Consider the following 26,368-nt stretch of genomic DNA (forward strand, 5'->3'; position numbering starts at 1 on the left):
TGCGCGGGTGGCGAGCCCGGCAATGGGCCGCCGATGGATGTTACCGAGCCGTTCATGCTCATTTCTCCCTGTGAATGATTCACTGCGGTGTTGAGTCGGGGCTCCTTCCCTGGCTGCCGTTCCAACGGCGAGGTGACTGTTATGACGTGGTAACGAGTGTTGCTCTAAGCCGAAAATATTTTGCGTTATCATCGGATTGACAACAAGCCCTGTCCGCGATGATCGTCGATGGCCATCCTGCCGGACGCATCCGTTATGCCCCCGGCGTGAACGGACCGGCCTCATCGGGAGGGATCCCCGTTTTGTCCTTGATTGCCGCATTCTTGAGTAGTTTGGTTCTGGGTGGTTGCTTAAAAACGACATGGAAATGTCCTTCAGCCCCACTTTGGTCAAGAAACAGTCGGTGTCGGGATTGGTGAGCAAGCGCCGGCTTCCAGGTCACAGGAAAAACCGTACCGTCAGCACTCATCACGGTAGAAGCGGGACGGGAAAGAGGCAGAAAGCGGATGAAGCCGTCCCCGCCCTGTGCCAGTATCGGAACCGGCGTTCACAACAATGGATTATCAGAGGGGGATATAAGGTGATAACCCTGCATTATCTGAACAACTCCCGTTCCCAGCGCATCCTCTGGCTGCTGGAGGAACTGGGGCTGGAATACCGGGTCCGGCATCATGAACGGGATAAAGAAACCCAGCTGGCGCCGGAAAGCCTGAAAAAGGTCCATCCGCTGGGCAAGGCACCGGTGATCACCGACGGCGAGCTGATCCTGGCCGAGTCCGGTGCCATCGTCGACTACCTGGCCCAGACCTATGGCCGGGCGGCCTTGCTGCCGGCGGCGGACTCCCCCGCCTGGTGGGACTATGTGTACTGGCTGCATTACGCCGAGGGCTCGCTGATGCCGCCGCTCTTGATGCGTTATGTGTTCGACAGGGTCAAGGCGGCGCCGGTGCCCTTCTTCGTCCGGCCCCTGGTCAACAGGATAGTGGCGGAGGTGGACAAGGCCTTCCTGCGGCAACAGATCAAGACCCATCTCGACTTTGTGGAGGATCACCTGTCCTGCCACGACTGGCTGGTGGACGGGCGCTTCGGCGCCGCCGACATCCAGCTGAGCTTCCCGCTGGAAGCGGCCCTGAGCCGGACCGGCATGGGCGGGCACTATCCCCGCATCCGGGCCTATGTGGCGCAGCTGCAGGCCAGGCCCGCCTACCAGCGCGCGCTCAAGGCCGGCGGCCCCTACGCCTACGGTCCGGCGGCAACGGACTGAGCCCGAAAGAACTCCGGCCCTTGCCCTCGCCCGGTCTGTGTGATCGAGGTGAGGGTATAAGGCTCTGATTGTTTATTTCTTTTCATTATTGCCTATTACTAGCATGGCGAACCCTGGCTTGCGGGTGCCGGTTTTAATTTATATATTTTTCATGGTGTTATAAATAGACCTCGAATGAGACTGTTGTATTTCCCGGCATCTGTAACCGCATGTATCAAAAATAAGACATCTTATACGAATGCCCTCTTTATTAAGCAAGGTATATTACCAATTGGTTGACCGAAACTCAGTTTTGGTACACCACCCTTTATTGGGCTCCGCTAACCTTTGAAGCAGGGTTAGACAGAAAGACCCTGAACTCGCCCAGAATACCGGATGTATGCAGTGGCGAAACATACTAGACACTAAATGAAGAAAGAGGGATTTTACCATGTCTATTCAAAAGAAAACCTTAGCTGCTTTGGTTGCCATTTCCATGGGTGCGTCTTTCGGCGCTTCTGCCACTGGTTTTTGGTTCCCTGGTAATGGTGGTCATGATGACGAGTGCTGCAGCGGAGATACCAATACCAATGGCTCAGGTAATCTAGCTGACGACAAGAGCACTATTGTGGATATCGATAAAACCGTTAACGTTAAAAAAACCAATATTACTGTAATCGATATCGATAAGACATATGTCAGCCACTATAAATACAGGTACGATATCAAAAAAGCCGAGCAGAAAAACATGACCTACCAAGGCGGTAAAACTGGAGATACCACTTCTGTATCCGTTGCTGCCGGCGCTGCTGACTCTTATGCGGGCAACTACGCTTCTATGAAGCAGAAAAGCAATAACGAAGCCAATGGGGTTGGCGTTGGCTTGGGTCTGGGGTTAGGTCTTGGTATCGGTGCCGGTTTGAGCGAAGGCGGTGACGGTGGTAACGGTGGTCATGCCGTGGATCTGTCCTTCTTGAGCCTGGGCATCATCGATTTCACCAAAGGTGGACATGGTGGTGATGGCGGCGACTCCGGCAGCGTTGGCGTTGGTCTTGGTGGCGGTTCCGGTGCTGGTGCGGGCTTTGGTGCTGGCCTGGCTGTGCTGACACCCGACCAGGATCTGGATCAGTATGCCGCTTCGTCCGCCTGGACCAAAGTCAGCTCTGTATCCATGATCACGTCTGGTAATAACACCGTAGGTAATTCGGGCGCCACCCACGGTATTAACGTGCAACAGGCTATTTCTGGCCAAAGCGCCTTGGGTAACCAAAGCGTAAACGTGAACTCCAGCCTGCAATTCTAACCTTTGGGCCGGTCCTTCGGGGCCGGCTTATTGCCGGAGGGAACCATGAAAAAGATAATAATGTTGTCGGCTTTTTTAAGTGCGTCTGTATTCGCTGGTCAGGAGTTTGACTCGTTACAGGTAATGGATACCGACTTGCTGAGTGAAAGCCGGGGTATGATACAGATATATGATCAAGAGAATAACACCGTTCAGGCAGGCGTTGCCGGGAATGTAATAGGTGCTATTTCTGGTAATAATACTATATCTCCAGGCGCTTTCGTTGGGGCCCATGGTATACTTCTTATTAACTTGGGTAGCGGCCAGTCCAATGTAACCAACATGAGTGCAAATGTTAACTTAATTATGGCCAAATAACCATGAATAAAAAAATACTACTACTAGTAGCTTTTTTTCCGGCGGCAAGCTTTGCGCTAAGCTTGCCCGGTTTTAAGGTGCCGGTGAAAAGTTTTGCCGAGGTTAGATTTGGCGAAGTCATTAGGCAGCAGTACGACTTCAGTTGCGGCTCTGCCGCACTGGCTTCTCTGCTGACGCATCATTACAATATGCCTTTTACGGAGGCCCAGATTTTCGAGGAGATGTACCGACTGGGTGATAAGGACAAGATAGAAACGCAAGGTTTTTCCATGCTGGATATGAAAAATTTTTTGGCGAGACGGGGACTGGATGCGGAAGGTTATAGAATGAACCGGCAAGATATTCTTAGCCTTGGCATACCGGCAATCGCCTTGGTCAACTACGAGGGGTATAACCACTTTGTGGTAGTTAAAGGCATCACGGAGGATAAAGTATTGATAGGTGATCCTTCACTCGGGCTTCATGTTATTGACGCTGAAGGATTTGATAAAAGCAGCAATGGTGTTTTTTTATTGATTAAAGATAAAATGGATATTGCCAAAGCTAGCTTTAATAATCAAGATAACTGGGAACACTCGGCACCCAATGCCCCAACCAGTATGGCGCTAAGGCAGAAGTTGCCACACTTTACCGAACTGATGTTGCCAGCGGATAGGATTTACTAAACGAGGGAATGACTATGAAATGGCTTATGGTGATTTTTCTAATGTTACCTGTTATGGCCTTTTCGAAGAACTTTGACACTTATCACCTGAGTAAGATGTCAGTTGTGCCAGAAAATGAGTTGTCCCAACAGCGGGGTGGTTTTACTCTTCCTGGGCTTAACTACTCAATAGGTTTAAGGATGGAGGCATTGGTTAATAATAGAAGAGTGTTCTTTAGTAATGTTTTTGATATTGCAAATAATAGGTTGGTCCTGCCGGCAGTTAATGGTTTGCCTGCTGGCATGAATATTACGCCCTTGGTAGATAGGGGGCAGATAGGCTATATTATTCAAAATTCGGCCAGTGGGGTTAGAACGGACGTTATACTTAATATCGATATAGTAGCCCCGAAGACAGTCGATACCTTCAGGACTAACCAGGGGGCAGCTAGTAGGTTCCATGATGCGATACAAAGACAGGGTTATTAATCTTATAAGAACAGCGTGAGGGCTTTGCCATGTTGGCAAGGCGCTCATGCTTGCGTTTTGTTATTAATCTTTCTCTAAAATAGGTTTGCTTATCTCAATGTCATATCCGTCATTCCGCACCTAATTCTCCGATTTAAAGTGGTGATAGATGTCACAGAACAGAGTATGATTGAGCAAACTTGCTGACATTAACGCCAATATCTTGTAAATCTATTCGGTTAAATTGTTTTTATCAGCACGTTCCCTCTAAATATTCCCTATCTTCTACGAATGTGTAGCCATCGTAGCCAAAAATAAATCTAAAAGCTGATGCGGAATGTCGGTGCGTTACCAGGGGAGATCTCGACGAACCATTGCTCCCACTCTTTGTAAAACAAGTGATTTCATTCAAGGTCCTTATATTGGGAGGAATTCTGACAGGACCTAAATAGCTGTTCCGAATAGTAGATCACTGTCGGCAGCGACTGGGTTCCGCTAAGCAGACCCTCCGCGCCAGGGATGGCGCAGCGGAGCCCCCAGGGATAGGTTCATGGCGTGTCTGCGTGCGGGGCCCGGTTGATGTAGCACTATTAGGATCAGTTATTTAGGCCCGGCAATGTCGAATGGGCATGAAAAATAGGTGATGATTTGTTGGTCTTTACGATTTATTCAGCGTCTGTGTCAAATGAATAAACAAAAAAATCCCCCGGCTTCTGCCAGGGGAGTCTGTCTATATGGCGAGTAATGTAAACGTCTAGATAATGATTTTAGAACATAATGGGCATGCTGAAGTTAACTTGAACATCGGGAGCGTCCTCGGTTAATCCCGCCTGAGCGTTCATGTTCAAGGTGGTTCTTTCCGTCAGTGCCAGAGAAAAACCCATACTCAAGCTGTCCAGTTGCAACATTTTACTTCCAGGTGCTTTTTTTCCATTTACTTTTGAGGTGAGAACAGTCCTGTGGTTTAGTCCCAGGCTAAAGGATAGGCGATTGTTAACGGCAAAGCCCATCCCCATGCCCATAAAGAAACTGTCGCCTAAACGAACCTCATCATTTTGTCGAAGGGTCATATCCGGATCCGGTGCATCAGGAGGCGGGGTGCTTCCCTGGCTTCTTACTCTTGTTTTAAAATTGTGAGTATAGCCTGCTGTGCCGAAAATAACCGCAGGATCGGTGGGGTAGATCAGAGTCAGGCTGGGCTCGACAGACCAAGCCCCGGTACCCGTGGGGGGTCTTCTGAATATATTGTCGGCGTCCATTTCTTCTTCAAATGGTGATCTGCCCGTGTCTGATTTTACCCTTAGTCCCCCAATCCAGTATGGTGACGTATTCATGTTGAACTGATAACGTATGGCCCCTTCAATGTCACCCAAGGCTCCACCGGTCGATGTCACAGTTCTCGTGTCAACTGTGGGCTCTGTTTTCCTGAAGCGATAGCTATCGTACCTATAAACCCACGGAGCTCTCAGCTCAAGCTCAATTCTGTCGGTTAATCCATAGCGTCCGGCGAGGCCAACAGTAAAGGTGGCCAAGTCTTGATCCTGCACATCGATCAACCCTACGATGATGGCCGGCAATACACTGTAACCCAAAATGGAAACTCGGGTTGAGGTATTCTGGCCATAGCTGAATGAGGGTTCTAGTTCGAATCTTCCTTGAGGCGTCAGCAGCCCTTTACTATCCAGGGAACTGGCTATGGCCTCCACCACTTGTCTATCCTGGGCATGCGCTGTGCTTGCTGCAGAAAGCAGTAGGCTGGCAAAAATAATCCTTTTTTTCATCATTATCTCCTGATTCCATACCTAGCGATAAGACGGTGTAGCGAGGCTCTAGAAATACACAGTAATTCTGCAGCCCTGCCAGTACTGCCTGAAACAAGGTCGAGCACTCTCTCTATGGCAAGGGCATCGGCTTCTTCTCTTGCCTTTCGTAAGCTCAAGTTATGATGGTTGACAACCAGGCTTCCTTCCAGTCCCATAAGGCCGGCGCTTAGATAATCCGTATTGCAGTTGGATACGCCCTTCTTGATCCGTTCCACCAGCTCGGAAATGTTGCCTGGCCAAGAGTGCTTGTCTATGACACTTTCTGCTTCGTTGGTAAATCCTAGAATATATTTACCGTGCGTTCGGCTGATTTTGTATAGATAATGTTTTGCCAATACGGTTTTGTCCTGACCCCTTTCTCTCAAAGGAGGGATTTTTATCCAGCTTTTTCTTAGAAGAATGGAGAACTCAGGGGTGAAGTGATAACTCCCATCCAATGAGTCCGGATCCAGGTTACAGCTGAAAATAAGTTTAAGATTGTCTATGTTGTTGTCTTTAGTGATGTGTTTCTGTAGTCTCTCAGATATGAAATCTATGTTTTTCAGGTACAAGCATGTTGGCTTTGAACGGCTATTGGATACTGCGGCGTCGAAATGAGAGATGCAGTTGTCCTGGTCGGTTTGGGATATGTCTATCTCCAGGAACTGGAACCCTTTTATTTCTGAGAAACATCTGGCCAAGAGACTTTTTCCTGTTCCTGCCTCTCCCGACAAGGTCAGGCTGTCACCCTGATGGTTTTGAAGGTAAATTAAGATATTTTGGAACTCTTCATGATGTCCTATTACGTTGAATTTCTTGAATGACAAGCTCAGGTTGTGTCTAATCTTGGACATGCCATAGGCTCGCCCTATGGTAATGGACAATAGCTCTTCCAATACAGGAGCAGTGTGATAATCATAGCAATGCATGGCAACGAAGAGTTGCCATGCAGGTTGTAATAACTGACCTTGGGATACTATAGCTACCCAAAATACGCCTTGATAATTGTCCAGCCAGCGTTTCAGCTTGGTGCCTGGGGTTTTTAAATTCCTGCAATCTATGATGCCAACCAAGGTTCCCGAACCATTCAGATACAAACCGGCCGTTTCCAAGTTGCTATGCCGCACAATAAGCCAATCTGGATGTTGATTGTTCCATATCCGTAGACCCGAAGACTCAGGAGAGAGCTGAAGCACCAAGACTTCCCTTTCCGAGGCCATTCCGTACCTCCATGTACACATCATCCAAATGATGCCTATCACTATAGAACAGAATGTGGTAGTGGTAGGGAAATTACAAGAATTTGAGGTTATGTGATTGAAAGGTAAGTAAAAATAGTAGAGCTAATAAACTATGAAGGCTGTTGTCATCTTACTCATGAGCGCACCATCAGGCCTTGGAAAAGAGCGTTTTTTTAAATTGAGAACAGATGCTGGCCGAATAATTGTTTCAGAGTTGGGGCGGCCAGATGGGGTATTGCGGGTCGACCTGGGCCCGCTAATTACCGCCCCTACCGGTTGTTATGAGTCTCGTTTGAGGTTATCTATTGATGTGCAGGCGGTATTTCTGCAACTTGCGCACCACGCTCGGCTGGCTGATGGCCAGCCGTTCGGCGCCGGGCGGGCGCCTTATTTGGAAGCGATGGCCGACGGCCTGGCCCGCCGGCGGCAGGAACTGGCGCACTTGTCCAGCCGCAACAACGGCAAGCCCCTGGCCGAGGCCCTGCTCGATCTGGACGACGCCATCGCCTGCTACCGCTACTACGCCGGCCAGGCGCGGGCGCTGGACCAACGGCAGGGGCAGGAAGTGGCCCTAGCCCAGCCCGGGCTGCAGGCCCTGGGCTACCTGGATCCGGTGGGGGTGGTGGCGCTGATCACCCCCTGGAACTTCCCGCTGGTGACCAGCGCCTGGAAGCTGGCGCCGGCGCTGGCGGCGGGCTGCGCCGTGGTGTTCAAACCCTCGGAGGTGACACCGCTGCCGGAGCTGGCCCTGGCCGAGCTCGCCCTCAAGGCGGGGCTGCCCGCCGGGGTGTTCAACCTGGTGCTGGGCGACGGCGAGGGCGAGGGCGTGGGGGCGGCGCTCTCCTCCCATCCGGACATCGACAAGGTGTCCTTCACCGGCAGCAACCGGGTGGGGGAGGCGATCATGGCCGCCGCCGCCCCGGCCAGCCGGGCGGTGGCCCTGGAGCTGGGCGGCAAGTCGCCGATTCTGGTGCTGGAGGACGCCGACCCGGAGCAGGCCGCCGAGCTGGTGATGGCGGGCATCTACTTCAACGCCGGCCAGATCTGCTCGGCCACGTCCCGCCTGCTGGTGCACCGCGCCCTGGCGGAGCCCCTGTACCGGGCCCTGGCCGGGCGCATCGACGCCCTGCGGCTGGGGGATCCCCTGGCCGAGGGCACCGCCATGGGGCCGCTGGCCAGTGCCCGCCAGCGCCGGGTGGTGCTGGACTACCTGGCCGTGGCCGAGGCGGAGGGTCTGGCGGTGGTGCGCGACGGTCGCCACCGCGCCCTGCCGGCACGCGGTTTCTTCCTGGCTCCGGTGTTGTTTCGGGACGTGCCCGCCGCCAGCCGGCTGTGGCGGGAAGAGATTTTCGGCCCCGTGCTCTGCGGCCGCAGCTTCGACGACGAGGAGGAGGCGGTGCGCCTGGCCAACGACAGCGACTTCGGCCTGGCGGCGACGGTGGTGAGCGGGGATCCGGAGCGGGCCCGGCGGCTGGGTCGCCGGCTGCGGGCCGGCACCATCTGGTACAACAGCGTCCAGGTGGTGCCGTGCGAAACCAGCTGGGGCGGCTTCAAACGCAGCGGCATCGGCCGCGAGCTGGGCCCCTGGGGGCTGAACGCCTTCCTCGAGGTCAAGCACCTGTTGGGCCCGGCGGACTGAACAAAGCAACTGATGACAAAGCTCATCACCTGTTTTTCGCCAGGGACTTCCCTTTATCACCGCTGTTTAATAGTGGTCATCTCCGCGAAGGCGGAGATCCATGAAATATTGCACTGGACTCCCGCCTTCGCGGGAGTGACCGCAGAGTCACTCAATGGTTTGCCAACTGTCTGAACGGCCGGCTTGGCGGCCTCTGTCGCGAAGCCGTCGGGGTACCTGTGCAAGCATTAGAAATGGCCGTAAACGGCGCTTCCCGTCACCAGCAGGGCGGCGAGCTTCTCCAGCGCATGCCGATACTGGCTTTCCTCGGCGATCGACATCAAGGACAGGCGGATCGCGTTGTCCGACCGGGGTCCGACCCGGAAAAAGGAGGCACTGCTGACCAGCATGTTTTGCTCTCGTGCCGCCAGGGCCAGGCTGTCGGCCTGCCAGCTATCGGGCAGCTGCAGCCAGAGGTGATAGCTGGTGGGCTGGCGGCTCATGTGGCAACCCTGCAGGATGCTTCCGGCGATCCTCTGCTGGCGGCGGGCGATATCCTGTTGCGCCTTGGCCATCTGGTAGGCATCGCCGGAACGGATCAGGCCACTGGCTACCTCGAACATCAGGGGTGGGGGTAACCAGACCGTGGCGCGGATAAAGGCGGCCAGGTGCCCTGCCTGGGAGGCGGGCGCCCTGATAAAGGCGCAACGGAGGCCCGGACTGATGGCCTTGGACAGGCCACTGATATGAAATCCCAGCTGCGGCACCCGGTTGGTGATGGCTTCCATCCGGTTTTCGTTAAGGAAGCCGTAGATATCGTCTTCCACCAGCCACAGCCGGAACCGCTCGATGACGGTTGCCAGCGACGTCCTGCGCCGTTCGGACATGATGGCGCCGGTCGATAACCTCTATGCCGGACTGCAGAAAAATGGACTGGGCCGGATGGATACGTCTGCCGTGATCGTCGGCGTTAAGGGTAACCCGGCGTAGCCGATGTCTTCGGCACCCCATCGCCGCGGTTTCAGCCGCGGACACCACACCCACGCAGGTTCCACCGGCATTTGTAGGGTCCACTTATCAGTGGACCATCTCACCGACGGGGCCGTGTTCGACCGGCTGAAGTCGCCCCTGCGATGACCGCCTGATGTGCGCAGGCACAGAGGATCTTCAGGTTGAGCTTCATGCCGGGAGACAGTGCCGAGCCCAGGCACAAGCGTACGGTCGTATTCTGCCTGTCATCGGGAAAGAAAATACCGCTGCCGGCGATATGGCACCCCTGCTGTTCCGCCAGGGATGCCAGGGCGGACATATCCGTGTTGGCTGGCAGCACCACCCAGTGGATGAAACCGCCCGCGGGCGGGATATAGCTGGATCCTTCCGGAAACTCCGTGCGTACCAGAATATCGAGATAATCCCTTACCGCGGCGAGCTTGTCCTGCAACCTTGCGCCGTGCCGTTCCAGATAGCCGCGCTCCAGAAAGACGTTCAGAACCTGTTGGGCAAGGCTGGAAACCGACAGATTGCGCGCGAACATCTGTGCGAGGATGGCGTCCCGGTAGTCTCCCGGCACACACCAGCCGACCCGGTAGCCGGGAGCTATGGTTTTGGAAAAGGAGGAGCAATAGAGGGTCCGGGAGCCTGCCGCCAGGCTTTTTAGGGCGCGTGGACGTGTCTTCCCCGGTGTCAGGTCGAAGAAAATATCATCCTCGATAATGGGAATGCCGGCGGTATGGGCCAGCCGGGACAGGCGGGCACGGGCGTCGTCTGGCATGATAAAGCCCTGCGGGTTCTGCAGGGTGGGGTTGAGGTAGATGGCCGTAATCTGTTGGTGCTTCAGCGCCTCTTCCAGATGATCTACATCCATGCCGGTACGAGGATGGGTACGGATCGGTAGGGCGCGCATGCCGAGCCGCTCGATGATTTGCAACATGCCGTAGTAGGTCGGCATTTCGATGGCGACCACGCCACCTTGGGGCGCCACGGCTTCCAGGGCCAGCTCCAGGCCGATGGTATCGCCGGAGGTGATCAGAATGTCATCTGGTCCGCAGACCACGCCGCGGGTGAGCATGAGCGCGGCGAGCCGCCGCCGCAGATCCGGCAGGCCCGGGGGCGGTATGAAACCGGTGAGTAGGCTGTCATACCGGTCGGCTACGGCGGAAAGGCACTTTTTCAACAGGGTATGGGGGATCAGATCATCATGCAGGACCGCGGAACTCAGGGAGGCGGACTTGAGCCTCCCGGCGCGCGAGAGCATGGCCACGACGGCGTGATTGACATTGACCGCAACACTGGCAAAACCCGTTTCATCTGCTGGTACGGCCTGGGTTTTGGCGGCGACAAAGTAGCCGGTTCTGGGCTCGGCACGGATATAGCAGCTGGATTCCAGATCCCCCAGCGCACGCTGTACCGTGGTTACACTGGTATCGAACATCCGGGAAAGTGCGCGAATGGACGGCAACTTCATTGTTTCCGGCCATTCGCCACTATTTATTTGGCGAACGATCCAGTGCCTTATCGTTTTCCAGCGGGGTTCGTTCCGTTGTTCAATACAATACATGTTTTGTCATAGCCATTAAGAACTATGACATGTATAACAAAATGCTTCCGGCCGCGGCAACGATCACTATGCTGAGCACCACCAGGCCGAAGGCAAATCGGATCAGGCTGTGTTCCTCCTCGCGACTGGCGGCAGCCAGGCCGGTGATAAGGGACAGGATCGAAAGCGAACCCAGGGCGCCATGCCCGGCCGCACTGTTGACCATGGCGGCAAGCCAGGGACCCTGTGTCGTCTCCAGACCTGCAATGGAAGGCATGATCAAGGTGTTTCCTCCCACATTGGAGCCCGTGACGTAGCCGGCAATACCGGCAATGGCGGCGACCATGGGGCCCAGTGCGATGCCGGTCAGCGATTGTAACCCCTGTTGGGCTTGCAGCAGAAAACCGGCCTTGACCATGATCTGTGACATCAACAAGAAGAAAAGGATGGTGGCCACCGGACGTTTGGCACGGGCAAATAGCTGGCTCCAAGGGAATTTAACATGGAGTTCAGCTTGCTCGCGTTGCCGTATGGACATCATCAGTGCCACCAATGCTAGCGCTACTCCCGGCGACGCCAGTGGTTTCCAGGCCACGCTGTCGCCGTTGATTTCCCAGTAGCCGTCCCAGCCAGTGGCGAGGAAGAGCCCTCGCAAGGCAACGATAATGGCTAGAAGAGCCAGGTAGGGCCATGCCGCACCTGGCCAGGCAACCAGGCGCCTGGTGTTCAGGAAGGAGAAGACCAACCCCACGCAAGAGACAGCAAGGCCAGCCATGACTCCAGCGATTTCCGGTCCTGTCCACCGGCTTGTCATATAAAGCACGGCAACAAAAAGGGCGGTGACAACAAAGAGGGCGAGCCAGGGACCAAGGGTACGGATACCGGCCAGCCATAAGGCGATGGCGGCCAATACCAGGAAGACGGGGGCGCTGATCAGAGCGGAGTGGCTTGCCAGTACCTCGGATGGCTGGGCGGCGAGGAGAGCCCCTATCAGGGTTGCCAGGCCCAGGGTCCCCCAAGGCATTATGACCATACCGGACAGGGCAATGCGCAGACCAAGCTGCCGGGAAAACAGTCCCATCAAGAGCGGGACGGTGGCGATCAGGGAAACACCGAAGCCCGTCATGGCTTCAAGCAGCGGAGCCAGACCAAGCACAATAAAAATAACTTGTGCGGCGGGCGGCCACCCCAGCTCTTTCACCCAGGCGCCGATGGCTTGTGGCGCTCCCTGTTTTTCCACCAGGATGACAAAGGCCAGCCCCGGCACTATGACGCCAGCGGTGCTGAGAAACAGGACACCCGTATCCGTGGCGATGGCCAGAGCTACGGCCCGGGATAAGGGAGCCGCGACCCCCAATCCCCACAAGAGTAGAACGAGGGCCACGCCGATGAGTGCTGCCTGTACGGGCGGTCGGCGGAAAGCCAGGATCAGTGCCACCACCATGCCGATGGGGGACATCTGGAGAAGCAGTGTCGTTGCCATGAGTGTCTCCTTAGTCCTGGGTTTGCCCGGAATACACCGTGGCCAGCATGGAAGGACGTTTCCGGAATTCCCGGTACCAGTCGGTCAGGCGCGGGCAGCCGGAAAAATCCGGCAGTTTGCGGAACAGGATCCAATCGAGCGCCGTAGCCAGGGCGATATGGCCGATGGTCATGGGACCGTCCAGGGGAACCCTTTTTTCGATGAAGTCATAGGTCGTCATGAGCTTTCCCGCCTGCCCCTCGGCGTAAAGCGCATAGCGAAACGCTTCCGGCCGGCGTTCTGTCTCGGAGCGCAGCCGGATGCCCGCATCACAGATGCCCTGCGCCAGAGCCTCGAGGCGTAGCGCCGCCCAGCGTGCGGAGCCTTGCTCCGGGATGAGCCGGGGTCCGGCATGCAGGCTGTCGAGATAATCGCAGATCACCAGGGAGTCGAATAGCGACGAGTCATCCGGCAGTATGAGAACCGGCACCTTGCCGAGCGGATTCATCCGGTAGACTGTTTCGTTGCGACGAACGGGGCTGGTCTCGTGGTGAATAACGTCCAGCCCGGCGGCCTGGCCGGTTTCATGGGCGAAGACCAGCACCTTGCGGGCATAGGGGGAGTGTGTTTGGTACAGAAGCTTCATGGACTCGGACCCAAAGTTATTGTGGATTTACACAGAAATTTTCATTCTGTTGGAATTTGACCCGGTAAAAATCACTGCCAGACAGGATTCCCCGGGGCAGGCCGAATCAATATGCGTGATGGGGGCTAACGAAGAGATAGACAGATCATGAGTTTTTTTCAGTACAGGTGTGATTTCAGAAGAACTCCGGTTCGGCCCTGTACCGGCGCCGGCGGCCTTCTTTACAGTTTCTTTATACCCGCCCCCTCAATCTAAACACCCTTCTTATGCGCGTTTTCGTAGGCTTGGGGCATGGCTTTCGGAGACTTCAACCATGGCAAAAAAACGTATTGCGGTGATCGGCCTGGGCCGGTTCGGCTCGGCCTTCTGCCGGGCGGCGCGGGGCGCCGGCCTGGAGGTGATGGCGATGGACTCGGATCAGGGACGGGTGCACGCCATCGCCGATGACGTGGCCGAGGCCATCATCGCCGACGGCTCCGACCCCAAGGTGACCGCCAGTATCGACTGGCGGCAGTTCTTCGCGGTGGTGGTGGCCATCGGCACCGATCTGCAGAGCAGCCTGATCACCATCCTCAACCTGAAGGAGGCGGGGGTGGAGGCGATCTGGTGCAAGACCCGCGACAGCTATCACCACAAGCTGGCGCTGAAGATGGGCGTGAGCCGGGCCATCAACCCGGAGCAGGCGATGGGCGAGATGGTGGCGGCCTGGCTGGGTCACCCGGAGTTGTGCAGCCGCCAGGTGCTGACCACCGGCCAGGTGGTGGCAGAAATCGAAGTCACCTCGGCCCATATCGAGCGCAACATCATGTCCCTACTCGGGCGGCACCAGGTGAAGCTGCTGTCCCTGTCCCGCTACAAGGACTACCAGCCCGAGCAACTGGCCCAGGCGGGCCGGCTGCAGCCGGGTGACAAGCTGTTGTTACTGGCCGGCGAGGAGCAACTGGAAGCATGTCTGCGCAGCTTGTCCTGACCCACAAACGGCTGGGCTCGCCGGCGCTGCTGTTGCTGCAGGGCTACCTGGCGCTGGCCCTGGCCGGCAGCCTGCTGCTGTTGTTGCCCGCGGCCCGGATCACGCCGGTGGGCTGGCTCGACACCCTGTTCACCGCCGTGTCGGCGGTCACCGTCACCGGCCTGGTGGTGGTGGATACCGGCAGCGACTATTCGGCCCTGGGCCAGACCATCATCGGGCTGCTGATCCAGCTCGGCGGCCTGGGCTACATGACCCTGGGGGCGGCGGCCATGCTGTCGTTCAACGCCAGCGTGGGCCTGCGCAACCAGGCCATGCTCAGCTCCTTCTGGCAGGTGGGGCCGGATCTGCGGCTGTCGGACGTGCTCCGCTTCTCCCTGCTGTTCAGCCTGGGGGTGGAAACGGTGCTGACGGCGCTGTTTGCCCTGCACTGGGTGCCGCTGCTGGGCTGGCAGCAGGGGCTGGGCACCAGCCTGTTCCACGCGGTCTCGGCCTTCAACAACGCCGGTTTCGCCCTGTTCGGTGACTCGCTGATGTCGGTGTCGCCGGGCTGGATGGTGCTGGCCCATGCGGCGGGCTTTATCATCGGCGGCCTGGGCTTTGCGGTGCTGTTCGAACTGCTGGTGCTGCGCCGTTGCCGTAGCGTCCATACCCGGCTGGTGCTCTGGGCCACCCTGACCCTGCTGGTCGTTGGCACCCTGCTGCTGCTGCTGTTCGAACACGACCACAGCCTGGCCGGGCTGGGCTGGCGAGAGCGCCTGCTGCATGCCTTCTTCCAGAACGCCACCGCCCGTACCGCCGGCTTCAACAGCCTGGACATCGCCGCCATGAGCCCGGCCGGGCAGAGCTGGCTGATGCTCAACATGGTGATCGGCGCCGGCCCCGGCTCCACCGCCGGCGGCATCCGCGTCACCACCTTCGTGCTGCTGATCACCGGGGTGGTGGCGGCCCTGCAGGGCCGCACCGAAACCCGCATGCTGGGGCGCATGCTGGGGGTGGAGTTCATGCTGCGGGCCGCCGGTATCCTGGTGATCACCCTGATCCTGCTGTTGCTGGTGACCCTGCTGGCCTTCTACCTGATGCCCGGGGCGGATCCCTTCGCGATGATCTTCGAGCTGATCTCGGCCCTGGGCACGGTCGGGCTGTCGACGGGCATGACCGGGGAGTTGAGTCCGGGCGGCAAAGTGCTCATCATGGCGGTCATGATGATTGGCAAGCTGAGCCCGGTGTATCTGTTTACCGCCCTGGCGGGCAACCCGGAGCGTCCGCTGCGCTACGCGGGAGGCCGTATTGCCCTGGGATAATCCACGCCTGTCGCCCTGGCTTGTGAGCCTGGGCGGCCCCCTGCTGGCGGCGATGTTGTTGCTGCCGCTGCGGGGCTGGCTCACCACCACCGATATCGCCATGGCGCTGCTGCTGGTGGTGGCGGTGATAGCGGTGCGCCAGGGCAGCCGTTTTGCCAGCCTGGCCACGGTGCTGAGCGTGCTGCTGTTCGATGTGCTCTTCGTCGAGCCCTACTACACCCTGCACGTGCACAACCTGGACTACCTGCTCACCTTCGGAGTGATGCTGGCGGTGGGCCTGCTGATCAGCCGGCTCAGCGGCCAGTTGCGCGGCCGGCTGGAACGGGTGCGCCAGCTGCTGCGCCAGCTCAGGGGCATGTTCCTGCTGGCCCGGGGCCTGCCCGGACACGGCCGGTCCGAAGCCATGTACGACTTCGTGACCCAGTTGCTGGGCCGCCGGCTGGGCTGCCCGGTCAGCGTCCGCCCCGAGCCGCCGGCAGAGGGCGAGGCGCTGCCGGTGTTCGACAAGCAGCGGCTGGTGGCCTACCTCTGCTGCGCCGCCGGCCCCTACAAGGCCAACCGTACCCTGCTGCGGGTGGCTGCCTCCCTGCTGGGCCAGTCCCTTACCCGGGCCCGCCTGGCCCGGGCCGAGCAGGAAGCACGGTTGGAGGCGGAACTGGCCAGCGGCCGCAACGCCCTGCTGCGCTCCCTGTCCCACGATCTGCGCACGCCGCTGGCCAGCATCATGGGCAATGCCAGCATGCTGGCGGATCCCCAGGTGCGCCTGGGCGAAGCGGAATACCGTGAGATCGCCGAGGCCATCTACCAGCAGAGCCGGGTGCTGAGCAGCCATTTCGACAAGGTGATGGAGCTCAACCGGGTGCAGCGCCAGGAGCAGCCGAGCCTGCAGGTGGTGATGCCGGAGGAGGTGGTCAGCGCCGCCCTGCGCCGGCGCGGCAACCTGTTCGACGCGGTGCGCTTCGATTTCGCCATCGACGACGACACCCCGGTGCAGGGCGACGCCACCCTGCTGGAAATCGCCCTGGCCAACATGCTGGAGAATGCGGTGCGCCACGGCCAGGCGCCCTTCCGGCTGGAAGGGCACTGGCACGGCGAGCTCTACGCCTTTACCCTGAGCAATGGCTGCGGCGAGCGGGCGCCCCGGCCGCAGCGGGACGGCGGCGCCGGCCTGGGCGTGCCCATCTGCCGGGCGGTGGCGGATCTGCACCAGGGCGCCTTCTACCTGACCGAAGCCGATGACGGACACACGATGACGGCCCGCCTGGTATGGCCGGCCTGGAGAACAGAAACATGACGGCCAACCAGCCCCATATCCTGATCATCGAAGACGACGCCTCCATGGCCCGTTTTCTGCAGACCCTGCTGCGCAGCCACCAGTACGGGGTGGAAGCGGCGGCCGGCGGCGCCGAGGGGCTGCGCTGCCTGAGTGCCCGCACCCCGGATCTGGTGCTGCTGGACCTGGGCCTGGGCGACATGGACGGGGTGGCGCTGCTGCGCGAGCTGCGTTCCTGGTCCGACATGCCGGTGATCGTGATCTCGGCGCGGGAGCGGGAGGCGGAAAAGGTGGAAGCCCTGGACGCCGGCGCCGACGACTACCTGACCAAGCCGTTCGGCGCCCAGGAGCTGCTGGCGCGGATCCGGGTGGCCCTGCGCCGCCCCGGGCGGGACGCCGAGCTGCCCCTGCAACTGGGGGATATCACCGTGGATCCGGCGGCGCGGCGGGTCTGCAAGGGTGGCGAGCCGCTGCACCTGACCCCCACCGAATACAAGCTGCTGCTGTTCCTGCTGCGCCACGCCGAGAAGGTGGTGACCCACCGCCAGATCCTGAGCGCGGTCTGGGGTCCCGCCCACGTGGAGCACCACGAATACGTGCGGGTGCACATGTCCCAGCTACGGCAGAAGCTGGAAGCCCAGCCGGCCCACCCCCGCATCCTGCTCACCGAGCCGGGCATCGGCTACCGGCTGGTGGTGCCCTGAGCTCGTGGCGAACGGCGCCGGTTCCCAAGAATCCGTCATGTCCGCGAAGGCGGGCATCCAGGAGCGGCCAGCACAGGTCTTGCTCCCGGCAGGGTTTGATGGACTCCCGCCTTCGCGGGAGTGACAGGAAGAGTGGCGAACGGCGCCCTTCCTGCGTTGCCGGCGGGCTCCTGCGGCTAGGCCCCGCCCAGCAGCAGTGCCAGCAGCAGGATATTGCCGAGCAGCAGCAGCAGCGCCAGCACCCGCCAGAAGGCGAGGGGATGGCGTTCCACCAGCGGCAGTTGCTCCTCGCGCAGGTAGGCCGGGTTGGGTTTCCTGAGATCCGCTTCCAGCTCGGACAGGGCCGGGTAGCGCTGCGCCGGGTCGAGGGCCACGGCCCGGCCGATGGCCTTGTCGACCCAGTGCGGCAACTGGGGCTGGTACTGGCGCAGGGAGGTGTAGCGCAGCCGGTTGAGCTGGCCCCGCCCGCTGGCGGCGGCCAGCCGCTCGCCGTAGGGCAGCTTGCCGCTGAGCAGCTGGTAGAGGATGCAGCCCAGGGCGAACTGATCGGAGTGAGGGCCAACTTGGGCGCCAAGCAGGTATTCCGGCGCCGTGTACTGCTTGGTGCCGAGCAGGGTCTTGCGTTCCAGCGGGGTGGCGATATCGGCGATGCCGGCGATGCGGGCGGAACCGAAGTCGATGATCTTGAGCAGGCCCTCGTCGCTGACCAGGATATTGCCGGGTTTGAGATCCTGATGCAGCATGTCCAGCCGGTGAAAGGCGCGCAGCCCCGCAATCAGCTGGGGCAGCAGCCGGCGTACCTCGCCCAGGGGCAGGGGGCCGTCGTCGTCCAGCATCTGTTCCAGAGTGCGACCTTCCAGGTATTCCAGCACATAGTAGAGAAAGTGCCGGGGCCGTTGCTGCTCGATTACCCGCACCACATGGGGGCTGTTGATGCGCCGGCCCACCCACTCTTCCAGCTGGAAACGCTCCAGGTAGGCGGGGTCGTCCTCGAAATTGACCGAGGGGGTCTTGAGCACCACCTTGTCGCCGCTGTCGGTGTCCACCGCCAGGTAGAGCTGGCTGGTGGAACTGGCGTGCAGCTCGCGCAGTATGCGGTAGCCGTCCAGGATCATGCCCTGTTCCAGTTCCGGCGGAAACGGCAGGGCGGTGAGCCGGGCCACCACTTCGTCCACCTCCGGGCGGGGCAATTGGTCGATCCGCAGGATCTGGCAGCTGATATTGTCGTCGCTGCCCCCGGCCAGGGCCGCCTCGCAGATGGCGGCGGCGCAGGTTTCCGGGTCCGGGTGCTGGCGCAGCAGCCGCCGGAGTTCGCCGTCGGGCACGAACTCGTAGACGCCGTCGGTCAGCAGCAGGAAACGGTCGTCATTTTCCGCCGGCAGCGATTTGTAGTCGATTTCCAGACCGTAGTCGATGCCGAGTGCACGGCCCAGATACTCGCGGTTATTGCCCAGCCGAACGCGGTGATCCTGGGTCAGGGGCTCGAGGTCGTCGTTGCGCCACAGGTAGATGCGGCTGTCGCCCACGTGGAACAGGTGGGCGGTGGTGGACTTGAGCACCAGGGCGGAGAAGGTGGTGGCGGCGGAGCGGGATTCATTGAGGAACTGGCTGCCCTGGCTGCACAGCCAGAGGTTGATGGCGGTGAGCACCTTGGCCCCGGATTGCTTGACCGACCAGCTGTCCGGGGTGCTGAAGTAGTCGGAGATAAAACCGCGCACCGCCGACTGGCTGGCCAGGGCGGCCAGCTCGCTGCTGCTGATGCCGTCGGCCAGCACGCAGGCCAGGCCCTTGGCGTCGAGCAGCTGGGGGTTGTCCGGGGCGTAGAAGCCCAGGGCATCCTGGTTTTCGGCTTTGCGCCCGGCCAGCGAGTGCTGGCCGCAGCGAACGTTAAGGCTGCTGGTCAAAGGGCGCCCCCGGTGGTGTGGCTGATCGGTGCTTTAGTGTACATCTATCATCTGCACTGTGCCGTCGGGCAGCACTTCCGCCATCTGGCCGCTCGGTTCGTCCATCAGCTGCACCGCCGCCATGGTCACGGCGGCCATGGTACAGATCACCCAGAAGAACACCTGGGGCGACACGAAGGACAACACGGTGAGGAACACCACGGCGCCGACGTTGCCGTAGGCGCCGGTCATGCCGGCGATCTGGCCGGTGAGGCGGCGCTGGATCAGCGGCACCACGGCGAACACGGCGCCCTGGCCGGCCTGCACGAAGAAGGAGCAGGCCATGGTGGCCAGCACCGCCAGCACCAGCGGCCAGCTGCTGTCCATCAGCCCCATCAGGAAAAAGCCCAGGGCGGCGCCGGCCAGGCTCAGGGTCAGGGTCCGTTTGCGGCCGAGCCGGTCGCTGAAATGGCCGCCGCAGGGGCGGGACACCAGGTTCATAAAGGCGAAGGCCGAGGCCAGAATACCCGCCTGCACCGCGCTGATGCCGAAGGTATCGCTGAAGAACAGCGGCAGCATGGACACCACCGCCAGCTCGGCGCCGAAGGTAGCCAGGTAGGCCAAGTTGAGTATCGCCACCTGCTTGAACTTGTAGCGGTGGATGGCCGGCACCGGCTTGTGGAACACTTCTTTGTTGACCTTGATGATGTGGTACAGCTGCCAGGCGAAGAGGGCGGCCAGACCGGCATAGATGCCGTAGGTCGCGGTGGCGGACAGCAGGCTCACCCCTTCGGGTGACAGCTTCCAGGCCAACAGGGCCAGGGCTGCGTACAGGGGGATGCTCATCAGGATGTAGAGCACGAAGTCGCCCTTGCTGGTCACTTCCATGGCGCCGGTCTTCTTGGGCTTGAAGTAGGTGGAGCCCTTGGGGGTGTCGGACACGCTGAAGTAGTAGATAAAGGAATATACCAGGGCGATGGCGCCGGTCAGGCCCAGGGCATAGCGCCAGCCATTATCGCCACCGAACAGCAGGGCGATGGCCGGCAGCACCATGGCGGCGGCGGCGGAGCCGAAGTTGCCCCAGCCGCCGTAGATGCCTTCGGCAAGGCCCACCTGCTTGGCGGGGAACCATTCGGAGATCATGCGGATGCCGATGACGAAACCAGCGCCGACAAAACCCAGCATAAAGCGGGCCAGCGCCATCTGTTCGAAGCTCTGGGCCAAGGCGAAGAAAAAGCAGATCAGGCTCGAAATCCCCAACAGCAGCGAATACATCACCTTGGGACCGAACTTGTCCACCAGCATACCCACTACTATACGGGCCGGTATGGTCAGGGCCACGTTGAGGATCAGCAGGGTGGATACCTGCTGGCTGGTCAGCCCCATGGAGTCGCGGATAAACACCAGCAGGGGGGCATGGTTGAACCAGACCACGAAGCTGATGAAAAACGCCAGCCAGGTCATATGGAGGATGCGGCTGTTGCCGCTGAAAGATAGAAGCTTGAGTTTGGAAGCAGACATATAGGTGTTCTCGCTAAGCCCGTGACAACAATGTTGTATGGGCCTAAGCCGGAATCATGCCAAGCTGGCAATACCTTGTTTTTATTGCCTATTGTGCTTGGCCGGCTGGGGGGTGGGTTGGCCTGGGAGCACCAAGTTAAGGCGCTCCGGCAGTCAAATGCACGATCTGTGTGCAGAAAAAGGCCTATTGCACCAAAGTGGTACCACCAAAGTGGTAGTTTTGCGCCATGAAGGTGCTCAGGCGCCCTTCTGCCGATCCCGCCACAGCAGCCAGAGCCGGGTGTCCAGCTCCAGTTGGTGATAAGTCGGCTCCATATGGCAGCACAGCTGGTAGAAGGCCTTGTTGTGCTCCTTCTCTTTGAAGTGGGCCAGTTCGTGAACCACTATCATGCGCAGGAATTCCGGCGGCGCCTCCCTGAACAGGGCGGCAACGGTGATGCTGTTGTGGGCCTTGAGCTTGCTGCCCTGCACCCGCGACTGGTAGGTGTGCATGCCGAGCGCCTGCTTGAGCACGTTGAGCTTGCTGTCGTAGCGCACCTGGCTGAGCGGCGGGCTCTTGCGCAGGTACTGGTTCCTGAGGTTGTTGATGTAGTCGTACAGCGCCCTGTCGCTCTGGATCTGATGGCGGGTCGGGTACTTGCGCTGCAGGTAGCCACCGAGCCGGCCGCTTTCGAGCAGCTCGCCGGCCTGGAGTTGGATGGTTTCCGGATAACCGGCCAAATATTTGAGGGTATTCACCAGAGAAGCCCCGTACTGCATAAACCGAGGCCCATTATACGCCGAAGCCGGGCTGCTTGTCCCCGTGGACTCAGGCGTAGCGCCGGCCCAGGGCGACGCAGGCCACCACGGCCAGGCAGATCCAGATGGCTTGGGCCGAGATCGGCTCGCCGAGCAGCAGGGCGGCGAACCAGAGGGCGCCGAAGGGCTGCAGCAGCTGCACCTGGCTGACCTGGGTCACGCCGCCCAGGGCCAGCCCCTTGTACCAGAAGAAAAAGCCCAGGAACATGCTGCAGCTGCCGAGGTAGAGGAAGCTCAGCCAGCCTGCCGGGCTGGTGAGGGCCGGCTCGGGGCGGCTCAGCCAGATCAGCGGCGCCAGCAGCGGCAGCGACAGCACCAGCGCCCAGCAGATCACCTGCCAGCTGCCCAGCTCCCGGGTCAGCCGGGCCCCTTCCGCATAGCCCAGGCCGCACAGCACGCAGGCCAGCAACAGCCACAGATCCGCCAGTTGCCAGTGGCCCTGGGCCTGCTGGCCGGCATAGAGCAGCACCAGCGCCGTGCCCGCCAGGGCGCACAGCCAGAAGACGGGCTTCGGCCGGTGTCGGTGCAGCCAGGCGCCGGCCAGGGCGGTGCACAGGGGCAGCAGGGCGGTGACCAGCACGCTGTGGGTGGCCGACACTGTCTCCAGGGCGAGGGAGGAGAGGATGGGAAAGCCGAACACCACACCGGCGGCCACCACCGCCAGCCGGGCCCACTGGCGCCCGCTCGGCAGGGACTGTCGCGTCGCCGCCAGCAGCAGCAGGGCCAGCACCCCGCCCAGGCCGGCGCGGCCGGCGCCCACGAACAGCGCCGGCATTTCCTGCACCGCGATGCGGGTGGCGGGCAGGCCGGCGGAAAAGGTCATGACCCCGAGCAGGCCCCAGGCCATGCCGAGCAGGGGGCGGGTATCGAGGGAAGGGGGGCTGCTGGTCTTCATGGCGGACTCCGGTTGCTTGCTTTTGGTCAGCTTAGCCGCTTTACTACCGGACAATCAGGACACTTCCTATAAAAATGACCCGAGTGTACAGGTAGTAACGCCATGACAATTTCCGCCGCCGACTGGGCCTTCGACAAGGCCGACAACCAGCCCTTCGTGGAGCAGCTGGTGCGCCACGCCACCCAGGCCATAGGGGAGGGGCGCTGGAAGCCGGGGGAAAAGCTGCCCTCGATCCGCGCCCTGGCCGAACAGCTGGCCGTGAGCCGCTTCACCGTGGCCGACGCCTACGAGCGGCTGGTGGCCGCCGGCCTGGTGGTCAGCCGCCAGGGCAGCGGCGTTTACGTGGCGCGCAGCCCGCAAACCCGCCGGCTGGTGCTGGAGGTGGATGCCTCCGCCAGCGCCATGGCCCAGGAGGTGGCGCTGCTGCGCCAGGTGATGGACACCGAGCGCTTCCGCTACAAGCCCGGCAGCGGCTGCCTGCCGGCGGACTGGCTGGGGGATCAGGACATCCGCTCCGCCCTGCGCGAGCTGGCCCGGCAGCCGGCGCCGCTCACCGAATACGGCAGTGCCCAGGGCCACCCGGCCCTGCGCAGCCAGCTGGCGCTGCGGCTGGAACAGCATAATATCCAGGTAGAACCCTCCCAGATCCTGATGACCGCCAGCGCCTCCCACGGTGTGGACCTGGTGCTGCGCGCCCTGGTGCGGCCCGGCGACCGGGTGCTGGTGGACGATCCCGGCTTCTACAATTTCCTCGCCGCCCTGCGTTTGGCGGGGGCGGTGCCGGTACCGGTGCCGCGGCGGCTGGAAGGGCCGGATCTGGCGGTGTTGCGCCAGGCCCTGGCCGAGCACCAGCCGGTGCTCTACATCACCAACTCGGTGCTGTGCAATCCGGTGGGGGCCAGCGTTAGCCGCGGCCGGGCCTACAAGGTGCTGAGCCTGCTCGCCGAGCACCGCTGCTGGTTGCTGGAAGACGACATCTACGCCGACTTCGACCCCCAGCAGAGCCTGCGTTATACCAGTCTGGCCGGCTTCGAGCGCACCCTCTACCTGGGCAGCCTGTCCAAGACCCTGTCGGCGGACTTCCGGGTCGGCTTTATCGCCGGCAACCCGGCGATGATCGCCGAACTCACCGATATCAAGCTGATCACCGGCATGTCGACCTCGCCGTCGGTGGAGAACGTTGTCTACCGGCTGCTCACCGGCGGCCGCTACCGCCGCCATGTGGAGCTGCTGCGGCGGCGGCTGGACGAGGTGCGCAACCCGGTGCTGGAACGTTTCGAAAGCCTGGGATTCGGCATCGGCCACCGGCCCGCCGGCGGCTTCATCTGCTGGCTGCGGCTGCCGGACGGTATCGGCGCCGGCCGGCTCAGTCGCTACGCGGCGGAGCAGGATCTGCTGCTGGCGCCGGGCGGCCATTTCAGCCGCCAGCCCGACGCGGACAGCCATATGCGCATCAATATCGCCCAGTGCCAGCATGAAGCCGTCTGGTGCCGGCTGGAGCTGGCACTGGAGCAGGCCGCTCAGTCCGCGGCCAGTTGAGCCTGGATAAACTCGCGCAGGCGCCGGTCCCGGTTTTCCGGGTGCTCCCGGACGCAGGTGGTGCAGTAGTGGCCGCCCTGGGTGGTATAGAAGCGGCAGCAGCCGGCGCGGGTGCGGAAGCTGCGCCGGGCCAGCTCGCGGCCGGGGTGGTCCGGGTCCGGCAGGACGATGTCGATGAAGCCGGTTTTGCGGTTGTGCAGCGGGGAGCCGGGCTCCTTGAGCACGGCCAGGGCGAGGGCTTTGGCCTTCTCTTCGCAGCCGAGCTGCTGACCCGCGTGCAGGAAGGCCTGCGCCACCGAGTCCGCCACCAGGCACCAGAGGCCCCGCTCGGGCAGGCCGCAGCGCCGGTGCAGCAGGTTCACCAGTGGTGTCATATGCTCCTCAAGCCCGTGCCGCAGCCGCCGTTCCGTCTCTTCCCCGGCGTCGGCCGGGTAGCCGGCGGCAAAGCGCAGCAGCAGGCGGCGGGCGGTGCCTTCCTGGCCTTCATGCCGCCATTGGTACTCCTCCATTTTCAGCGCCAGCTGCGCCGGGCCGAAGCCGGGCAGCCGCCCGCCCAACAGCAGCCCGGCCAGGGGCAGGGCCAGGTACCAGGCGTAGCGGCCGAGCAGGAAGGCGCAGCGGGTCTTGAGATCGGTGTCGGGGTAATGGCTGCCCTCGTGTTCCAGCCAGGCCTCCAGCAGCGCCGAGCCGGGCGTCATCAGCGCCGCGGCCGGGGTCCAGCCCGGGCCGGCGGCGCCGCACGACCAGCCGCTTTCCCCCAGCCGGGCCGACAGCTCGGCCAGCTCCTCGGCCAGGGAAGGGAGTGCCAGGGGGATCCGGAGGGATGGGCTTGCCTGCATGGGGTCCTCGTCGGGAAAAGGGCGGCCGGACTGGGCCAGCCTGAATCTGGCGACAAATATTAACGATAATTGTTTTTATTTCAATGCTGAAGTTGGGTGGGTTGCGCAAGGATCCGTTGTCGATTCAAGGAGCGGCTTGAGATATATAGCCGGCCAGGGCCGCGCCTGGAGGGGATGGGCTGTGGTGGATCGAGGCGGTGAATTCGTTGTGGTGGGTACGAATTCACCGCCCTGGGGGCTGGCCGAAAGCATTCGGCGCTGTCCACGCCGGGGGAGGTGGTGGACTGATTGTGGCCGATCTCTGACCGTATCCGTCAGATCTCGCTCATCCCATCTGTGACTGCAGGTAATTCTGCAGCCCGACCTTGTCGATCAAGCCCAGTTGTTTTTCCAGCCAATAGGCATGGTCTTGTTCCGTATCGGCCAGCATCTGTTCGAGGATTTCCCTGCTCTGGTAATCCTTCTGATCCTCGCAGAGCTTGATGGCGCTTTTCAGTGCCTTGTCGACGTCGTATTCGAGTTGCAGGTCGTTTTTGAGCATCTGCGGCACATCCTTGCCTACTTTCAGGCCTGCGCGCTGGGTCATGTCCGGTGTTCCCTCCAGAAACAGAATGCGTTCGATCAGCGCCGCCGCATGGCCTTTTTCATCATCGAATTCGTGATCGATACGTTCATACAGCTTGTTCAAGCCCCAGTCCTGATACATGCGGGAATGGATAAAATACTGATCCATGGCCGTTAACTCTCCGGCCAGCAGTTCGTTCAGGGTGTCGATGACTTTCTTGTTGCCTTTCATACCCAAGTCTCCCTACATCTGTGCCTGCAGATAGTTTTCGATGCCTACGTCCCGTATCAGCCCCCGCTGGGTTTCCAGCCAGTCGACATACTCCTCCTCGTCTTCGAGGATATCTTCCAGTAATTCCCGGCTGACGTAGTCCCCCTTGGACTCGCAGTAGCCGATGGCCTCGCGCAGCAGGGTCAGTTGTTCCATCTCCAGGGCCAGGTCGCACTGCAGCATCTCTTCGGCGTGTTCCCCAATCTTCAGCAAGTCGAGCTTCTGGAGGTTCGGCAAGCCCTCGAGGAAGAGTACCCGCTCGATCACCGCATCCGCCTGTTTCATATCCTTGATCGATTTCTTGTACTCTTTTTCATCCAGCTCTTTCAGCCCCCAGTTTTTGAACATACGGGCATGGAGAAAATACTGGTTGATGGAGGTCAGCTCCGTGGTCAGGACCTGGTTCAGATACTCGATGATTTTTTTGTCGCCTTTCATGGGAGGCCTCTCGTGGCAACCGGGTGAGGAAGTGGTTCTGTCACAGCTAAATC

The 26,368-nt window shown here is 60.4% G+C and carries 24 protein-coding genes; 11 read left to right on the forward strand and 13 right to left on the reverse strand.

What is annotated here, in order from left to right; translation table 11 throughout:
* Positions 1-580: 580 nt before the first annotated feature.
* The 5 genes from JKV55_RS08965 (at position 581) to JKV55_RS08985 (ending at position 4,035) form a co-directional block, all read left to right on the forward strand.
* Positions 581-1,264 carry a glutathione S-transferase gene (locus JKV55_RS08965; protein WP_202084367.1) on the forward strand — a complete coding sequence of 228 codons (684 nt, stop codon included), beginning with the start codon at positions 581-583 and terminating at the stop codon, positions 1,262-1,264.
* Positions 1,265-1,694: 430 nt separating this feature from the next.
* The gene (locus JKV55_RS08970; RefSeq protein WP_202084369.1) at positions 1,695-2,546 is read left to right on the forward strand and encodes a hypothetical protein; all 852 of its coding nucleotides are present in this window, start codon (positions 1,695-1,697) and stop codon (positions 2,544-2,546) included.
* A gap of 45 nt (positions 2,547-2,591) precedes the next feature.
* On the forward strand, positions 2,592-2,903 hold the full coding sequence (locus tag JKV55_RS08975; protein ID WP_202084370.1) for a hypothetical protein: 312 nt from the start codon (positions 2,592-2,594) through the stop codon (positions 2,901-2,903).
* Positions 2,904-2,905: 2 nt separating this feature from the next.
* Positions 2,906-3,568: a C39 family peptidase gene (locus tag JKV55_RS08980; RefSeq protein ID WP_202084372.1), complete on the forward strand. Its 663-nt coding sequence runs from the start codon at positions 2,906-2,908 to the stop codon at positions 3,566-3,568.
* A gap of 14 nt (positions 3,569-3,582) precedes the next feature.
* The gene (locus JKV55_RS08985) at positions 3,583-4,035 is read left to right on the forward strand and encodes a hypothetical protein (protein WP_202084379.1); all 453 of its coding nucleotides are present in this window, start codon (positions 3,583-3,585) and stop codon (positions 4,033-4,035) included.
* A 746-nt stretch (positions 4,036-4,781) separates the two neighbouring features.
* Here the strand turns inward: JKV55_RS08985 and JKV55_RS08990 are convergent.
* Entirely contained in the window at positions 4,782-5,795 is a 1,014-nt protein-coding gene (locus JKV55_RS08990) for a transporter (RefSeq protein WP_202084381.1), read from the reverse strand.
* 2 nt (positions 5,796-5,797) lie between these two features.
* Positions 5,798-7,036, reverse strand: coding sequence for a VpsR-related response regulator (locus JKV55_RS08995; RefSeq protein WP_202084383.1), 1,239 nt, complete (start codon positions 7,034-7,036; stop codon positions 5,798-5,800).
* Between the two features lie 313 nt (positions 7,037-7,349).
* On the opposite strand from JKV55_RS08995, the gene JKV55_RS09000 reads away from it, so the two are divergent.
* A complete protein-coding gene (locus JKV55_RS09000) occupies positions 7,350-8,696 on the forward strand; it encodes an aldehyde dehydrogenase family protein (protein WP_202084385.1) in 1,347 nt (448 codons plus the stop codon).
* Between the two features lie 227 nt (positions 8,697-8,923).
* On the opposite strand, the gene JKV55_RS09005 is transcribed toward JKV55_RS09000, so the two are convergent.
* From JKV55_RS09005 to JKV55_RS09020, 4 genes are all read right to left on the reverse strand, one after another.
* Positions 8,924-9,562, reverse strand: a complete 639-nt coding sequence (locus JKV55_RS09005; RefSeq protein ID WP_202084387.1) for an aminotransferase class I/II-fold pyridoxal phosphate-dependent enzyme — start codon at positions 9,560-9,562, stop codon at positions 8,924-8,926.
* Between the two features lie 203 nt (positions 9,563-9,765).
* Positions 9,766-11,232: an aminotransferase-like domain-containing protein gene (locus JKV55_RS09010; protein WP_202084389.1), complete on the reverse strand. Its 1,467-nt coding sequence runs from the start codon at positions 11,230-11,232 to the stop codon at positions 9,766-9,768.
* Between the two features lie 22 nt (positions 11,233-11,254).
* On the reverse strand, positions 11,255-12,694 hold the full coding sequence (locus tag JKV55_RS09015) for an L-lactate permease (RefSeq protein WP_202084391.1): 1,440 nt from the start codon (positions 12,692-12,694) through the stop codon (positions 11,255-11,257).
* Positions 12,695-12,704: 10 nt separating this feature from the next.
* Positions 12,705-13,319 carry a glutathione S-transferase family protein gene (locus JKV55_RS09020; protein WP_202084393.1) on the reverse strand — a complete coding sequence of 205 codons (615 nt, stop codon included), beginning with the start codon at positions 13,317-13,319 and terminating at the stop codon, positions 12,705-12,707.
* Positions 13,320-13,632: 313 nt separating this feature from the next.
* Between JKV55_RS09020 and JKV55_RS09025 the strand changes: the two genes are divergently transcribed.
* Genes JKV55_RS09025 through JKV55_RS09040 form a run of 4 tightly spaced genes read left to right on the forward strand, consistent with a single transcriptional unit; the run spans position 13,633 to position 17,567 of the window.
* Complete coding sequence (locus tag JKV55_RS09025) at positions 13,633-14,289, forward strand: potassium channel family protein (protein ID WP_202084395.1); 657 nt, start codon at positions 13,633-13,635, stop codon at positions 14,287-14,289.
* Entirely contained in the window at positions 14,268-15,590 is a 1,323-nt protein-coding gene (locus JKV55_RS09030; RefSeq protein ID WP_202084397.1) for a TrkH family potassium uptake protein, read from the forward strand. Before JKV55_RS09025 ends, JKV55_RS09030 begins: the two co-directional genes overlap by 22 nt.
* Positions 15,577-16,884, forward strand: a complete 1,308-nt coding sequence (locus JKV55_RS09035) for a DUF4118 domain-containing protein (protein ID WP_202084399.1) — start codon at positions 15,577-15,579, stop codon at positions 16,882-16,884. The genes JKV55_RS09030 and JKV55_RS09035 overlap by 14 nt, the downstream gene beginning before the upstream one ends.
* Complete coding sequence (locus JKV55_RS09040; protein WP_202084400.1) at positions 16,881-17,567, forward strand: response regulator; 687 nt, start codon at positions 16,881-16,883, stop codon at positions 17,565-17,567. Before JKV55_RS09035 ends, JKV55_RS09040 begins: the two co-directional genes overlap by 4 nt.
* A 176-nt stretch (positions 17,568-17,743) precedes the next feature.
* On the opposite strand, the gene JKV55_RS09045 is transcribed toward JKV55_RS09040, so the two are convergent.
* From JKV55_RS09045 to JKV55_RS09060, 4 genes are all read right to left on the reverse strand, one after another.
* Entirely contained in the window at positions 17,744-19,471 is a 1,728-nt protein-coding gene (locus tag JKV55_RS09045; RefSeq protein WP_202084402.1) for a bifunctional protein-serine/threonine kinase/phosphatase, read from the reverse strand.
* A gap of 33 nt (positions 19,472-19,504) precedes the next feature.
* Complete coding sequence (locus tag JKV55_RS09050) at positions 19,505-20,971, reverse strand: NarK family nitrate/nitrite MFS transporter (protein ID WP_202084404.1); 1,467 nt, start codon at positions 20,969-20,971, stop codon at positions 19,505-19,507.
* Positions 20,972-21,208: 237 nt separating this feature from the next.
* A complete protein-coding gene (locus JKV55_RS09055; RefSeq protein WP_202084405.1) occupies positions 21,209-21,709 on the reverse strand; it encodes a M48 metallopeptidase family protein in 501 nt (166 codons plus the stop codon).
* Positions 21,710-21,779: 70 nt separating this feature from the next.
* Complete coding sequence (locus JKV55_RS09060) at positions 21,780-22,664, reverse strand: DMT family transporter (RefSeq protein WP_202084407.1); 885 nt, start codon at positions 22,662-22,664, stop codon at positions 21,780-21,782.
* Between the two features lie 102 nt (positions 22,665-22,766).
* Between JKV55_RS09060 and JKV55_RS09065 the strand changes: the two genes are divergently transcribed.
* Positions 22,767-24,203 (forward strand): aminotransferase-like domain-containing protein, encoded by a 1,437-nt coding sequence (locus tag JKV55_RS09065; RefSeq protein ID WP_202084410.1) that lies wholly within the window; start codon positions 22,767-22,769, stop codon positions 24,201-24,203.
* Here the strand turns inward: JKV55_RS09065 and JKV55_RS09070 are convergent.
* The 3 genes from JKV55_RS09070 to bfr (JKV55_RS09080) form a co-directional block, all read right to left on the reverse strand.
* A complete protein-coding gene (locus JKV55_RS09070; RefSeq protein WP_202084412.1) occupies positions 24,185-25,042 on the reverse strand; it encodes a ferric iron reductase in 858 nt (285 codons plus the stop codon). The genes JKV55_RS09065 and JKV55_RS09070 overlap by 19 nt on opposite strands.
* A gap of 325 nt (positions 25,043-25,367) precedes the next feature.
* Complete coding sequence (gene bfr, locus JKV55_RS09075) at positions 25,368-25,838, reverse strand: bacterioferritin (protein WP_202084414.1); 471 nt, start codon at positions 25,836-25,838, stop codon at positions 25,368-25,370.
* A 12-nt stretch (positions 25,839-25,850) separates the two neighbouring features.
* Complete coding sequence (gene bfr / locus JKV55_RS09080) at positions 25,851-26,315, reverse strand: bacterioferritin (protein ID WP_202084416.1); 465 nt, start codon at positions 26,313-26,315, stop codon at positions 25,851-25,853.
* Between the last annotated feature and the right edge of the window lie 53 nt (positions 26,316-26,368).

The organism is Zobellella iuensis, from assembly GCF_016746085.1.
GTDB classification, from domain to species: Bacteria; Pseudomonadota; Gammaproteobacteria; order Enterobacterales; family Aeromonadaceae; genus Oceanimonas; species Oceanimonas iuensis.